Raw genomic sequence first — 12,248 nt, 5'->3', positions numbered from 1 at the left:
AAACTATATGAAAAACATTTAGTTTTTTCATTATTTTTCTTAAGGCACCTTAATTATAACAGAAAATATGATAAAAACTTAAGAAAATTCAGGACTTGCTTTAATATTTAGGATACAACTGAAAATTGTATCCTTTTTGTAAAAAAGAATACCAAGGAATACCAAAGAACAAAATAAAAAACGCTGTAAGTACAACGTTTTAGAAAGGAATGCAAAAGAATAATGGAGCCGGTGGGAGTCGAACCCACGTCCAAACATCTGCTAACATATTTGTCTACAACCATAGGTTATGTATTGTTTTAACAGCTCCTCGACACATAACTCAAGCCTAGGAACTGCGAGCCTATCAATCTCTTATCAAGCCGCTAGACAAAGTTTGATCGTATCTCGCTAATAATAAGACCTGTCATTGAACACGAGCAATCCAAATCGGGTCACGCCTGCTGGTTTTTAGGCAGCTAGAGCGTAAGAAGTGTTATTTTTTGCAGTTATATTTAACTGAGCGTTTACGTCGCCACACGAGTCGCAAAATATGCCTCATAATGCCTGTCGAATCCGTAACGACCCCAAAAGACAATAAAACCATTATACCTTATCTAACACAAAAATGCAAAAAGGAAATCAACTAACTACAAAAGATAGTCTTTCAAGGCTTTTGTCAAAACCTGATAACCAGCAATACTGAGGTGCAGTCCGTCAGTAGTATACTCTTTTTTGAGTTGACCTGCTTGGTCAGTCAAACTATCAAAAATTGGCACAAATTCTACCTGCATATAGGCAGAAGCAAGCTCTTGATAGGCTTGATTACATTTCTGAATTTTTTCATTCGTGCGGATATAGACTGTCTGCTTGTACTCCTCTCCCTCATTGACTGGCAAAATGGAAAGCAATTTAATCTCAGTCAATGGATAATCGCGAGCAATAGACTGTATGATAGCTTCGAGATTATTGAGAGCCTCATTCACAGGCACATCTTTTCCGATATCGTTCGTCCCAATTAAAAGGACAATTTTATCTACCGCCCCACCGTACAGATGCGCATCCAGATTCTCTAATAACAGCCCTGTCTGATAACCTCGAATGCCTCGATTGACAATCGTCTTTGCAGTTCCAAATAGTTCCTGCAGAGGATAATATTCGACAATGGAATCCCCAATAAAAAGAATGTCTGGCTCTAGAACAGAAACTTGATTTAAGTGACGATACTTGGTTTGGATTTTTTCTTGTTCCTTTAGTAACCAATTTTCTAATAACTGTACTGCCACTTCATTCTCCTTTTTCTAACCAATTTTCCAAGACTTGGTAAACTCCTCCTTGGCTGTTAGCTGGTGCTAGAGCAGTCGCCACAGATTTGGCTTTCTCATCAGCATTTTCCATTGCATAGGCAATTCCAGCCATTTCAAGCATTTCAACATCATTTTCACTGTCACCAAAAGCCATAATTTGTTGGGGATTCAAGTCCCAATGCTTGAGTAATTCTTCCAAGCCCCATGCTTTATGAATCCCAGCTTGGAGGATATCAATACAACCATAGCCACTCGATACAGCCCTGACATGGCCATCAAAGAGGTCATTAATCTCTACCAAGACTGAATTCAAACGTTCCTCACCAACAACCATACTCATCTTGAGCACACCACCAAAGAGGTCAGAGGTTAATTCATCCACAAAATGCATCTGTTGGTAGAATTTTTCAATCATTTCTGGAGTCATAAAACTTTCAAGATCTGTAAAAATCGTACCTTCTTTGACGAAACCACCCTTCATAGCCGTCACAACAAACTGGTCCTGACACGCTCGACCCTGGAAATGAGTCAAAGCCTTATCGACAATGGCATCATCCCAAGTCTGAGCCTGAAGCAGTTCATTGTTTTCAAAAATACGAGCTCCATTGGCAACAACCAAAACCACTCGATCGACCAAGTGCTCCAGCAGTTGTCTCATACGGTGAATTTCATTCCCAGTCGCAATGACAAAACGAATACCCCTTTGATCCAACTGATCTAAAATCTTTTCCAAGCGTGGGAGATCAAGCTGGCCTCTAGCATCCAGCAAGGTCCCGTCCATATCTGTTGCAATTACCTTAATCGTCATTTACTTCCCTCTGGATTCAAGCTAATCCCACTTCAATCCCACATGTTCGTTCATTTCTTTATAGGCTGTATCAATTCGTTCCTTAGTCGCTTCATCTAACTGGTCACGATGACTACCACCCTCGATAAAATCTTCTAAGATATAGGTTTGGTAAAGGAAGAGTGGATAACCTTCTGGAGAATAGGTTCCTTTTGGTGTACGGTTTACCCAAGAAGGATGCGCTTTTGCAGTTTCGATTGTCGTCTTACCGGCTTTTTTCTTAATAGTCACATCCATGAGCACGCCGCGCTCTGTCCACTTAGCATTCTCTTCATCTTGCATGGTTTCAATTCGTTGATTGGAAATGAAGTTCCCCATTGAATAGATAATGAGTTTCTTGTCCCCATCTTTTTCAACCGTTTCAGATGGTTCAACTACGTGAGGGTGCCCTCCAAAGATAATATCCGCTCCCCAATCGATCATCTTGTGATAAAGAGCCTTTTGTTCTTCAGTTGGTTCCAAGCGATACTCCACACCCATCTGAGGCATGATAATGGTGATATCTGCTTCCTTCTCTGCTCGTTCAATTTCAGCCTTCATCTTGTCTTCATTTAGGTCTGAAAGATAGCGGTTATAGTCTTCTTGAGAAATACTTTGCTCAATTCCATTAAAACCATAAGAATAGGCTAAAAGTGCAACCTTGATGCCGTTCACTTCCTTGATAACCAGTGGAGCTTGATCACGTGACTCATGCGTATACACTCCAATAGGTGTCATTCCTGCCTTCTCAATAGCATCTGCTGTTGAAACCACACCTTCTATTTGTGAATCTAGGATATGGTTATGCGCCAAGTCTAGCACTTGATAACCGGCATCCTTGATGGCATCCATAACTTCACCAGGTGCATTAAATAGGGGATAACCTGCCAAATAGTGGTCCTTGTTCACAGTACCTTCAAAATCACCTATAATTAGGTCTGCTTGTTTGAGCCATGGTTTCACATAATCAAAATTCTCATGAAAATCATAGGTCCCATCTTCTTTTAAAGCCGAACGATAAATAGGAATATGATAAAGGAGGTCCCCATTGGCCATAATTCTAGCAGTTTTTTCCTCTTCCTGATCTTTAGTATTTTGATTGGTCTTATTTGCTTCTTGAGAAATGGCATCCTTTTTTTGACTGGTTAAGGGGATTCCTTGGAAGCTTTCAAACAACAAGACCAAGCCCATTGATAAAGCAACTGCTAGCAAGAGTATCGCCACAAATCCCTTATTGCTCCACTTGCGATAACTCCTAAAAAAGTTTACAAAGCCTCTCACAAAATGAAAAACTGGTCCACGTTTATGTCTATCTTGTCTTCTTTGCATCTTCATTCTCCCTACTTTCTAATGCAAGCCTTTTCTTTTTATTATATCACAGATAAGTATTTCTTTCACAATTGAATTGAACTTCCTATCTATTTTCTATAAATCCTAAAGGCTGTAATACTTTCAATCCTTGTCATTTTGTGATATCATGTAGAGGTAATGAAAGGAGAGAAAATGTCTGCAATAGAACGTATTACAAAAGCTGCTCACTTAATTGATATGAAAGATATTATCCGCGAGGGAAATCCAACTCTACGCGCGGTTGCTGAGGAAGTCACTTTCCCCTTGTCTGACCAGGAAATCATTCTCGGTGAAAAGATGATGCAATTCCTCAAACATTCCCAAGATCCTGTCATGGCTGAAAAGATGGGGCTCCGAGGTGGTGTTGGACTTGCTGCTCCTCAATTAGATATCTCAAAACGTATTATCGCTGTTTTGGTACCAAACATTGTTGAAGAAGGTGAAACTCCGCAGGAAGCCTACGACTTACAAGCCATTATGTACAATCCAAAAATCGTCTCTCACTCTGTTCAAGACGCTGCTCTTGGCGAAGGAGAAGGTTGCCTATCTGTTGACCGTAATGTGCCTGGTTATGTAGTTCGCCATGCTCGCGTTACTGTTGACTACTTTGACAAGGATGGCGAAAAACACCGCATCAAACTTAAAGGCTATAACTCCATCGTTGTTCAGCATGAAATTGACCACATTAACGGAATCATGTTTTACGATCGTATCAATGAAAAAGACCCATTTGCAGTTAAAGATGGTTTACTAATTCTAGAATAAAGAAAATCCCGTTGCAAGACGGGGTTTTGTGTTATAATAGAGGCATGAAAACAAATGATATTGTCTATGGCGTCCACGCCGTTACCGAAGCCCTACTTGCAAATACCGGCAACAAACTCTACCTCCAAGAAGATCTCCGAGGTAAGAATGTTGAGAAAGTCAAGGAGCTGGCTACAGAAAAGAAGGTATCCATTTCTTGGACCTCAAAAAAATCCCTCTCTGAGATGACTGAAGGTGCTGTTCACCAAGGTTTTGTTCTACGAGTGTCCGAATTTGCCTATAGTGAGCTGGATCACATCCTTGCCAAAACACGTCAAGAAGAAAATCCTTTGCTATTAATCCTGGACGGGTTAACTGATCCTCACAACTTAGGCTCCATCTTAAGAACCGCTGATGCAACCAATGTTTCCGGAGTCATCATTCCCAAGCACCGTGCTGTCGGAGTAACTCCTGTCGTTGCAAAAACAGCCACAGGTGCTATTGAGCATGTTCCAATCGCCCGAGTGACCAATCTAAGCCAAACTCTGGACAAACTCAAGGATGAAGGCTTCTGGACCTTTGGAACAGATATGAACGGTACTCCTTGCCATAAGTGGAATACAAAAGGGAAAATTGCCCTCATTATCGGAAATGAAGGAAAAGGCATCTCTAGCAACATCAAAAAACAGGTAGATGAAATGATTACCATTCCTATGAATGGACATGTTCAAAGCCTTAATGCCAGTGTTGCTGCAGCCATTCTCATGTACGAAGTTTTTCGAAATAGACTATAAAAAAAGTTTCCAGTCATCTGATTGGAAACTTTTTTATGATTAACTATGTTCGGTGATAAACTTGTAGGCTTCTTGACCAGCGATAGCTCCATCTCCAACTGCTGTTGTTACTTGGCGAAGGTCTTTCAAGCGAACATCTCCAACTGCAAAAATACCGTCAACTGCAGTTTTCATGTGATTATCTGTCACAATCCAGCCTGCCTGATCTTGGATATTCAATTCTTTAACAAAATCGCTAACAGGATCCAAACCAACATAGATAAAGACGCCACCGAAGGCTTGTTCTGTCACTTGACCTGTTTTCACATTTTCAAATACGACAGATTCTACTCGGTTTTCGCCCTTAATTTCCTTCACTACAGAATCCCAGATAAAACTGATTTTCTCATTCGCAAAGGCGCGGTCTTGTAAAACCTTTTGAGCACGAAGTTGGTCACGACGGTGAACAATGGTCACAGTCTTAGCAAAACGAGTCAAGAAGAGGGCTTCTTCAACAGCTGAATCTCCACCACCGACTACCAACAAATCTTGGTCACGGAAGAAAGCACCATCACACACGGCACAGTAAGAAACTCCACGACTGTTCAGTTCTTCTTCTCCAGGTACTCCCAAAGGACGGTGTTTAGAGCCAGTCGCTACGATAACGGTACGAGTTTCATATGTTTGGTCGTCAGTAATCACTTTCTTAAAATCACCATGGTCTTCAACATTTTCAACATGGCCATAAATTTGCTCAACACCAAGATTTTCAAGCGGTTCAAACATCTTTTCTGCCAATTCTGGCCCACTAATATTAGCGTATCCTGGGTAATTTTCAATATCAGATGTATTATTCATCTGACCACCTGGCAGACCACCTTCAATAAGAGCAACTTTCAGATTGCTTCGAGCAGCATACAAGGCCGCAGTCATCCCTGCAGGTCCAGCACCGATAATAATAGTATCGTACATATAGTTTCCTTCTTTCTTGTTGTAACTATCTTTATTCTAACTCTTTCTTGTCAATTACGCAAGGATTATGCCTTGAAAACAAGAATTAAACTCATAACCGCAAAGGATAATACTGGAACAACCAAGACCCCAATCATAATCATATCATAGAGATGGGCTTGGCGAGCCTTGGCAGTCTTATCAACTCCCGACATGGCTCTCAGTCCAATCCAAATCCCTAAAAAAATCAGGACGAGGATGGTGGTCAAGATCAAACTCTCGAAATATAAAGAAAATAGTTGCAGTAGCATGATTTCTCTCATTTCTATCTTTTTTAAAGAGTAAACTCAGCTAGTCCAGCTAACTGAGTTTTTCTTTATCTATTATATCAAATATAAGTCCGTTTGTAACTAGCGAAGAATTCTTTTGTCCGCTCTTCTTTAGGATGGTGGATAATCTCATCCGGAGTTCCAGACTCAATGATTTTCCCCTTATCTAGGAAGAGAATCTTATCAGCCACTTGGGCTACAAAGGACATATCATGACTAACCAAAATCATGGTTTGACCTGACTTAGCAGCATCTGCAATAGATTTTTCTACTTCACCAACCAATTCTGGGTCAAGGGCTGAAGTTGGTTCATCTAAGAGCAAGACATCCGGTTTCATCGCAAGTGCACGCGCTAGGGCAACCCGTTGCTTCTGTCCACCTGATAAATGACGAGGGTAATGATTCTCACGATCAGAAAGCCCAACCTTAGCCAACTCTTCCTTGGCAATCTTAGTCGCTTCTTGGTCAGATAATTTCTTGACAACAACTAAGCCTTCTTTCACATTATCAAGTGCTGTGCGGCGTTCAAACAAATTAAACTGTTGGAAAACCATTGACAGCTTACGGCGTAGGGCAAGGATTTCTTCTTGAGTGATTTTAGAAAAATCAACTGAGAAATCATCAATCTGAATAGAGCCACTGTCAGGCGTTTCAAGATAATTGAGACTGCGTAGAAAGGTTGATTTTCCAGCTCCTGAAGAACCAATCAAGGCTACGACTTCTCCTTTTTGGATATCCAAGTCCAGATGATCCAAGACAGTCTGTCCTGAAAATGATTTACTTAAATTCGAAATCTTAATCATTAACGAAGATCTCCTTTCACATCTGTTTGCACTGTATCAGGTGCAGAAATAGCCATTTTTCTCTCGATGAAACGACCGAGACTTTCAATTCCAATATTAACCACCCAATAAACAAGGGCAACGGAGATAAAACGTTCAAAATAGCGATAATCGGCTCCACCCAAAATCTGAGCTTGGGCAAAGACTTCCACAACTCCTGCACTAAAGGCTAGGGACGTTCCCTTGGTCAAGCCGATTAGGGAATTGATCAAGGTTGGTGTCGCTACCACCGCCGCATTGGGAATAATCACACGACGGTAAACTTGCGCTCGGGTCATACCCAAACTGCGTGCCGCCTCAATCTCACCAGGATTGACTGAGAGAATGGCTGCACGAATGGTTTCACTCGCATAAGCTGCTTCATTGAAAGCAAAGGCGACAATCGCAAAAGCAGCGGCTGGAATCGCATTGATATTGAAACCAGTTCCCCATTGCTGATTGAGAGCTTTCAAAGCCAAAGGAATTCCGTAGTAGGTCAACATGAGTTGCACCAAAATCGGTGTCCCTTTTAAGAAACTAACAAAGAAGGCCTGCAAGGGATATAAAATTTTGACACGATTGATTTTCACAATGGCAAAAAGAAGTGCCAAAACCAAGCCAAAAAGGGCACCACCAATTGTCAACATAATCGTTGTTGGAAGTTGTTGGACAATTCTCGGAATTCCATCAAAGACCGAACGCAGGCTAAAAAGCTTGCCATCCGGAATCAATTGCATCAAGTTTTGGTACCAATCTGATGCTAAAATCGTTGTAACATTCATAAAAACATCCTCTCCTGATAATGATTCATTCTACCATACTTCTGCCGTCAATGAAATTATTTGCTACGGTCAGATACAGACTTTGTCTACCTACTAGTTTATCATACTTTGAAACAGGGAGGTTATATATTTTATCTATCAAAGAGATAGATAAAAACTATTTCAATCCCAATTCTTCATAAGGTTTTCGATAACCGATTTGCTTAACAGTTCCATTTTCTACTAAAATGGGCCGTTTTAACAACATACCGTCACTTGCTAGCAACTCAGCCGCTTCTTGGTTCGATAAACTTCCTACCTTATCTTTCAATCCTAATTCACGGTATTTGATTCCACTGGTGTTGAAAAATTGCTTCAATTCGAAACCTGAGGTCTCTAACCAGTTTAAAATGACTTCTTGGCTAGGTGTTTCTTCGACGATGTGGACTGCTTTATAGTCCACACCGAGTTGGTTTAATTCTTGTTTTGCTTTTTTACAAGTTGAACATTTTGGATATTCGATAAATTCTAACATGTCTTTCACTTTCTATTTTATATCTTTAAAATCTGCGTCTTCATGCTCCAAGAGCCAAGCTTTCTTTTCCACTCCTGCAGCATAACCTGTCAGACGCTTGCCTGCTCCTAGCACACGATGACAGGGTACTAGGATGGACCAAGGATTGCGTCCTACCGCTCCGCCAATTGCTTGAGCAGAAGCCACTTGCAGGTCTTGGGCTATTTGTCCATAGGTCACTGTCTGACCATAAGGAATTTCCTGTAAATAGGACCAAACTCCCTTTTCAAAATCCGTTCCGATTGGAGCCAAGGGCAAGTTGGATAAATCCTGAGACTTGCCTTTAAAGTAATCATCTAAGCAAGCAATAACTGGGTCTAAAATGGGATGACTAACAACTGCTTCTATCGGCTCATCTCCTAGCCCTCTCTCAAAATGCTTCTGCTCCTGCACCCAAATTCCATACAGATATTGCTCGTCAGCAACCACGGACAAGGTTCCTATTGGCGAAATGTAGAGCCTTTTTGCATACTTCTTTTGCATTATTTCTTTAATTTTTGATAGGCCAAGCGTTCCCCATCTACTGGCACCTTACCGACCTGTTTAAAACCGAGTTTTTCAAAAATATGTTGCATGGCCTTGTTTTCAGCATGCGTATCTGAACGAAAATCAAGATAATCAAAACCTTCAATCAAGCCCTCTAAGAAGGTTTGAGCAACTCCCTGTCCCTGGACATCTGCTGCCACAGCAATACGGTGAAAGACTAGGTACTCTGACTCTCCAGCTTGCCAGTTTCCTTCATAAATGGCTTCATAGGCTGCCTCTGGACTCTTGCTCACAGCAGCATAGGCTAGTAGTTCTCCTTCTTCCAAGGCTACGTAGGCTTGACCTGAGATAATATCATCGATAATAATGTCTGTATTTGGATAGCCATTCTGCCACTGGTCACTACCAGCATCTGCTAAACGTTTCTTGGCTTCCTCAATCACCTGCATAATGGCATCTACTTCATTTGGAAAAGCTAAACGAATCTCCATCTTTTCTCCTCATTTCTGACTAGTTTCTCCCATCATAGCATAATTTAATCCTTTTCACAAGCAGTTAAAACTTGACTATTTGTTTTTATTATTTTATAATCTAGTTATTAAAACTAGATAAAAAGGAGTTGGAAATGAAAACTGCTTTTTCTTACCCAAGATGGGAAGAAATTCCAAACATTGATCTCTATCTGGATCAGGTTTTACTCTATGTCAATCAGGTCTGCGCCCCTATTTCTCCTGATAAAGACAAGGGCCTAACAGCATCCATGGTCAATAACTATGTCAAACATGGTTATCTGACAAAGCCTGACAAGAAAAAATACCAACGCCAACAGATTGCCCGTTTAATTGCTATCACAACCCTCAAGTCTGTATTTTCTATTCAAGAAATAGCTCAGACACTTAATACTCTCCAAAGTCAAGCCAACTCAGACCAGCTATACGACGCTTTTGTGAACTACATGAACAATGGGATTGATCCAGAAAATCCTATTATCCAAAGTAGCTGTCAAACGGTTAAACTCTATCATCAAACTCTAGCCCTAATCCATCATACTGAAGAGGAGGTAATCCAATGAATACTAGTCTTAAACTCAGTAAACAACTTAGTTTTGGAGAGGAGATTGCTAATAGCGTGACCCATGCCGTAGGTGCAGTCATCATGCTCATCTTGCTGCCTATTTCATCCACCTATAGTTATGAAGCACACGGATTTTTATCATCTATCGGCATTTCCATTTTTGTTATCAGCCTTTTTCTCATGTTCCTCTCATCCACCATTTACCACTCTATGGCCTATGGTTCAACCCACAAATACGTCTTGAGAATTATTGACCATTCGATGATTTATGTTGCCATTGCTGGCTCTTACACGCCCGTCGTCTTGACTTTGATGAATAACTGGTTTGGCTATCTGATTATTGCCATCCAGTGGGGAACGACCATCTTTGGTATTCTCTATAAAATCTTTGCTAAAAAGGTTAATGAGAAATTCAGCCTTGCTCTTTACCTGATTATGGGCTGGTTGGTTCTGACTATCATTCCTGCCATTATCAGCCAAACAACACCAATCTTTTGGAGCCTCATGGTAACTGGCGGACTTTCTTATACAGTTGGAGCTGGATTTTATGCCAAGAAAAAACCTTATTTCCACATGATTTGGCATCTCTTTATCCTAGCTGCGTCCGCACTCCAATACATCGCCATTGTTTATTACATGTAAAAAAGTTGAGAAATTCAATCTCAACTTTTTTCTTTACACATATTAATAAAATACTGGTGCAAGCGCACATCATCAGTCAATTCTGGATGAAAAGAAGTTACCAGCATATTTTTTTCTTGCGCTGCAACGATTTGATTATCAACTGTTGCTAGAATTTCTACACCTTTTCCAACACTACTAATAATCGGACCACGAATAAAGGTCATTGGAATCTGACCGACTCCCTTACATTCTGCTTCCGTGTAGAAACTTCCTAATTGGCGCCCATAGGCATTACGTTCGACCACCATATCCATAGTTCCAAGATGACTTTCTTCTTGAGAAGTGATTTCCTTCGCCAGCAAAATTAAGCCTGCACAGGTTCCAAAAACTGGTAGTCCAGAAAGAATGGCTTCTCGAATGGGAATCAACATGTCCTGGTCACGTAAGAGCTTGCCCATGGTTGTAGACTCACCTCCAGGTAATATCAAACCCGACAAGTCACTCTGATTTTGCTGAAAATCCTCTAAATTTCTGATTTCAACACTCTCGACACCTAATCGATCTAGCACTTTTGCATGTTCTGCAAAGGCACCTTGCAAGGCTAATATTCCAATTTTCATCTATTTTCCTCGCTCAGCCATGAGGATTTGGATCTCATTTTCATTGATACCAACCATGGCTTCTCCTAAATCTTCAGAGATTTGAGCCAAGATTTGAGGATTTCGGAAATTAGTTACCGCTTTGACAATGGCACTCGCTCGTTTAACAGGATCTCCTGACTTAAAAATACCTGAACCGACAAAGACACCCTCTGCCCCTAATTGCATCATCAGTGCAGCATCTGCTGGCGTTGCAACACCTCCAGCAGCAAAGTTTACAACTGGCAATTTCCCATGTTCATGGACGTATTGAACCAATTCTACAGGGACTTGCAAATCCTTGGCAGCAACATAAAGCTCGTCCTCACGTAGATTTTGAATGCGGCGAATTTCCTGATTCATCATTCGCATATGGCGAACAGCTTGGACGATATCCCCTGTACCCGGTTCTCCTTTTGTACGAATCATGGAAGCTCCCTCAGCGATACGACGCAAGGCTTCACCCAAGTCCTTAGCTCCACAAACAAAAGGAACTTGGAATTCTTTCTTGTCCACATGGAAACGGTCGTCAGCTGGAGATAAAACTTCACTCTCATCGATATAGTCAATCTCAATAGCCTCTAAAATCTGAGCCTCAACAAAATGCCCGATTCTGACCTTAGCCATTACTGGAATACTAACCGCTTCTTGGATTTCTTTAATCATCTTTGGATCACTCATACGGGAAACTCCACCAGCTGCACGAATATCAGCTGGAATCCGCTCCAAGGCCATAACAGCTGCCGCACCAGCAGCCTCTGCAATACGAGCCTGTTCAGGATTCTGAACATCCATGATAACCCCACCTTTGAGCATCTGCGCCAAGTTTTTATTTAATTCATAACGATTTTCAGTCATTTGTTGTATCCTCATCATTTGTATTGGTAGCTACCTTTTCATTTTAAGTCAGATTAGAAGGAATCACAAGATAAAAAAAGGATAATTGTGTGGGTACAGATTGATACTCAATGAAAATCAAAGAGCAAACTAGGAAGCTAGCCGCAGGTTGCT

Annotated in this window: 16 protein-coding genes and 1 other RNA gene; 4 read left to right on the top strand and 13 right to left on the bottom strand. The window is 41.0% G+C overall.

Features of this window, described 5'->3' with window-relative positions; all coding sequences use genetic code 11:
• Positions 1-220: 220 nt before the first annotated feature.
• The 4 genes from ssrA to ADG81_RS09170 form a co-directional block, all read right to left on the bottom strand.
• Positions 221-568: a transfer-messenger RNA gene (ssrA, locus tag ADG81_RS09125) on the bottom strand.
• Positions 569-629: 61 nt separating this feature from the next.
• Positions 630-1,265, bottom strand: coding sequence for an SGNH/GDSL hydrolase family protein (locus tag ADG81_RS00415; RefSeq protein ID WP_049550583.1), 636 nt, complete (start codon positions 1,263-1,265; stop codon positions 630-632).
• A 1-nt stretch (position 1,266) separates the two neighbouring features.
• Positions 1,267-2,094: an HAD family hydrolase gene (locus tag ADG81_RS00410; RefSeq protein ID WP_049550582.1), complete on the bottom strand. Its 828-nt coding sequence runs from the start codon at positions 2,092-2,094 to the stop codon at positions 1,267-1,269.
• Between the two features lie 21 nt (positions 2,095-2,115).
• Positions 2,116-3,441, bottom strand: a complete 1,326-nt coding sequence (locus tag ADG81_RS09170; protein ID WP_001189732.1) for a CapA family protein — start codon at positions 3,439-3,441, stop codon at positions 2,116-2,118.
• Between the two features lie 174 nt (positions 3,442-3,615).
• Here ADG81_RS09170 and def point away from each other — a divergent pair, with 174 nt between their 5' ends.
• Complete coding sequence (gene def / locus ADG81_RS00395; protein WP_049500103.1) at positions 3,616-4,227, top strand: peptide deformylase; 612 nt, start codon at positions 3,616-3,618, stop codon at positions 4,225-4,227.
• Positions 4,228-4,271: 44 nt separating this feature from the next.
• A complete protein-coding gene (rlmB, locus tag ADG81_RS00390; protein ID WP_000855742.1) occupies positions 4,272-5,000 on the top strand; it encodes a 23S rRNA (guanosine(2251)-2'-O)-methyltransferase RlmB in 729 nt (242 codons plus the stop codon).
• A 39-nt stretch (positions 5,001-5,039) separates the two neighbouring features.
• Here rlmB and trxB read toward each other — a convergent pair whose 3' ends face one another.
• The 7 genes from trxB to ADG81_RS00355 all read right to left on the bottom strand — a co-directional run bounded on the left by trxB (position 5,040) and on the right by ADG81_RS00355 (position 9,392).
• On the bottom strand, positions 5,040-5,951 hold the full coding sequence (gene trxB / locus ADG81_RS00385; RefSeq protein WP_049550581.1) for a thioredoxin-disulfide reductase: 912 nt from the start codon (positions 5,949-5,951) through the stop codon (positions 5,040-5,042).
• A 65-nt stretch (positions 5,952-6,016) separates the two neighbouring features.
• The gene (locus ADG81_RS00380) at positions 6,017-6,241 is read right to left on the bottom strand and encodes a DUF4059 family protein (protein WP_000926599.1); all 225 of its coding nucleotides are present in this window, start codon (positions 6,239-6,241) and stop codon (positions 6,017-6,019) included.
• A 77-nt stretch (positions 6,242-6,318) separates the two neighbouring features.
• The gene (locus ADG81_RS00375) at positions 6,319-7,062 is read right to left on the bottom strand and encodes an amino acid ABC transporter ATP-binding protein (RefSeq protein ID WP_000590965.1); all 744 of its coding nucleotides are present in this window, start codon (positions 7,060-7,062) and stop codon (positions 6,319-6,321) included.
• Entirely contained in the window at positions 7,062-7,862 is an 801-nt protein-coding gene (locus ADG81_RS00370) for an amino acid ABC transporter permease (RefSeq protein WP_020901891.1), read from the bottom strand. Before ADG81_RS00370 ends, ADG81_RS00375 begins: the two co-directional genes overlap by 1 nt.
• Before the next feature lie 157 nt (positions 7,863-8,019).
• The gene (locus ADG81_RS00365) at positions 8,020-8,376 is read right to left on the bottom strand and encodes an arsenate reductase family protein (protein ID WP_000889092.1); all 357 of its coding nucleotides are present in this window, start codon (positions 8,374-8,376) and stop codon (positions 8,020-8,022) included.
• Between the two features lie 12 nt (positions 8,377-8,388).
• Positions 8,389-8,898 carry a methylated-DNA--[protein]-cysteine S-methyltransferase gene (locus ADG81_RS00360; protein ID WP_049550580.1) on the bottom strand — a complete coding sequence of 170 codons (510 nt, stop codon included), beginning with the start codon at positions 8,896-8,898 and terminating at the stop codon, positions 8,389-8,391.
• Entirely contained in the window at positions 8,898-9,392 is a 495-nt protein-coding gene (locus tag ADG81_RS00355; RefSeq protein WP_049550579.1) for a GNAT family N-acetyltransferase, read from the bottom strand. The genes ADG81_RS00360 and ADG81_RS00355 overlap by 1 nt, the downstream gene beginning before the upstream one ends.
• A 134-nt stretch (positions 9,393-9,526) precedes the next feature.
• Here ADG81_RS00355 and ADG81_RS00350 point away from each other — a divergent pair, with 134 nt between their 5' ends.
• Together ADG81_RS00350 and trhA are read left to right on the top strand one after the other, a co-directional pair.
• The gene (locus tag ADG81_RS00350; protein ID WP_049550578.1) at positions 9,527-9,973 is read left to right on the top strand and encodes a DUF1836 domain-containing protein; all 447 of its coding nucleotides are present in this window, start codon (positions 9,527-9,529) and stop codon (positions 9,971-9,973) included.
• Positions 9,970-10,617, top strand: coding sequence for a PAQR family membrane homeostasis protein TrhA (gene trhA / locus ADG81_RS00345; RefSeq protein ID WP_049550577.1), 648 nt, complete (start codon positions 9,970-9,972; stop codon positions 10,615-10,617). Before ADG81_RS00350 ends, trhA begins: the two co-directional genes overlap by 4 nt.
• Positions 10,618-10,637: 20 nt before the next feature.
• Here the strand turns inward: trhA and pdxT are convergent, their stop codons facing one another.
• Together pdxT and pdxS are read right to left on the bottom strand one after the other, a co-directional pair.
• The gene (pdxT, locus tag ADG81_RS00340) at positions 10,638-11,219 is read right to left on the bottom strand and encodes a pyridoxal 5'-phosphate synthase glutaminase subunit PdxT (RefSeq protein ID WP_049550576.1); all 582 of its coding nucleotides are present in this window, start codon (positions 11,217-11,219) and stop codon (positions 10,638-10,640) included.
• Entirely contained in the window at positions 11,220-12,095 is an 876-nt protein-coding gene (gene pdxS, locus ADG81_RS00335; RefSeq protein WP_000138517.1) for a pyridoxal 5'-phosphate synthase lyase subunit PdxS, read from the bottom strand.
• Positions 12,096-12,248: the final 153 nt, after the last annotated feature.

The organism is Streptococcus pseudopneumoniae (assembly GCF_001070815.1).
In the GTDB taxonomy this organism is placed as follows: domain Bacteria; phylum Bacillota; class Bacilli; order Lactobacillales; family Streptococcaceae; genus Streptococcus; species Streptococcus pseudopneumoniae_P.
The sequence above is the reverse complement of the archived record's forward strand: the minus strand, read 5'-3'. Positions and strand labels throughout refer to the sequence as shown.

Bases quoted from the DNA above. Each gene is read 5' to 3' on its own strand.
- ADG81_RS00410 (WP_049550582.1), bottom strand. From the start codon at position 2,094: ATGACGATTAAGGTAATTGCAACAGATATGGACGGGACCTTGCTGGAT.
- ADG81_RS09170 (WP_001189732.1), bottom strand. From the start codon at position 3,441: ATGCAAAGAAGACAAGATAGACATAAACGTGGACCAGTTTTTCATTTT.
- def (WP_049500103.1), top strand. From the start codon at position 3,616: ATGTCTGCAATAGAACGTATTACAAAAGCTGCTCACTTAATTGATATG.
- rlmB (WP_000855742.1), top strand. From the start codon at position 4,272: ATGAAAACAAATGATATTGTCTATGGCGTCCACGCCGTTACCGAAGCC.
- trxB (WP_049550581.1), bottom strand. From the start codon at position 5,951: ATGTACGATACTATTATTATCGGTGCTGGACCTGCAGGGATGACTGCG.
- ADG81_RS00380 (WP_000926599.1), bottom strand. From the start codon at position 6,241: ATGCTACTGCAACTATTTTCTTTATATTTCGAGAGTTTGATCTTGACC.
- ADG81_RS00375 (WP_000590965.1), bottom strand. From the start codon at position 7,062: ATGATTAAGATTTCGAATTTAAGTAAATCATTTTCAGGACAGACTGTC.
- ADG81_RS00370 (WP_020901891.1), bottom strand. From the start codon at position 7,862: ATGAATGTTACAACGATTTTAGCATCAGATTGGTACCAAAACTTGATG.
- ADG81_RS00365 (WP_000889092.1), bottom strand. From the start codon at position 8,376: ATGTTAGAATTTATCGAATATCCAAAATGTTCAACTTGTAAAAAAGCA.
- ADG81_RS00360 (WP_049550580.1), bottom strand. From the start codon at position 8,898: ATGCAAAAGAAGTATGCAAAAAGGCTCTACATTTCGCCAATAGGAACC.
- ADG81_RS00355 (WP_049550579.1), bottom strand. From the start codon at position 9,392: ATGGAGATTCGTTTAGCTTTTCCAAATGAAGTAGATGCCATTATGCAG.
- ADG81_RS00350 (WP_049550578.1), top strand. From the start codon at position 9,527: ATGAAAACTGCTTTTTCTTACCCAAGATGGGAAGAAATTCCAAACATT.
- trhA (WP_049550577.1), top strand. From the start codon at position 9,970: ATGAATACTAGTCTTAAACTCAGTAAACAACTTAGTTTTGGAGAGGAG.
- pdxT (WP_049550576.1), bottom strand. From the start codon at position 11,219: ATGAAAATTGGAATATTAGCCTTGCAAGGTGCCTTTGCAGAACATGCA.
- pdxS (WP_000138517.1), bottom strand. From the start codon at position 12,095: ATGACTGAAAATCGTTATGAATTAAATAAAAACTTGGCGCAGATGCTC.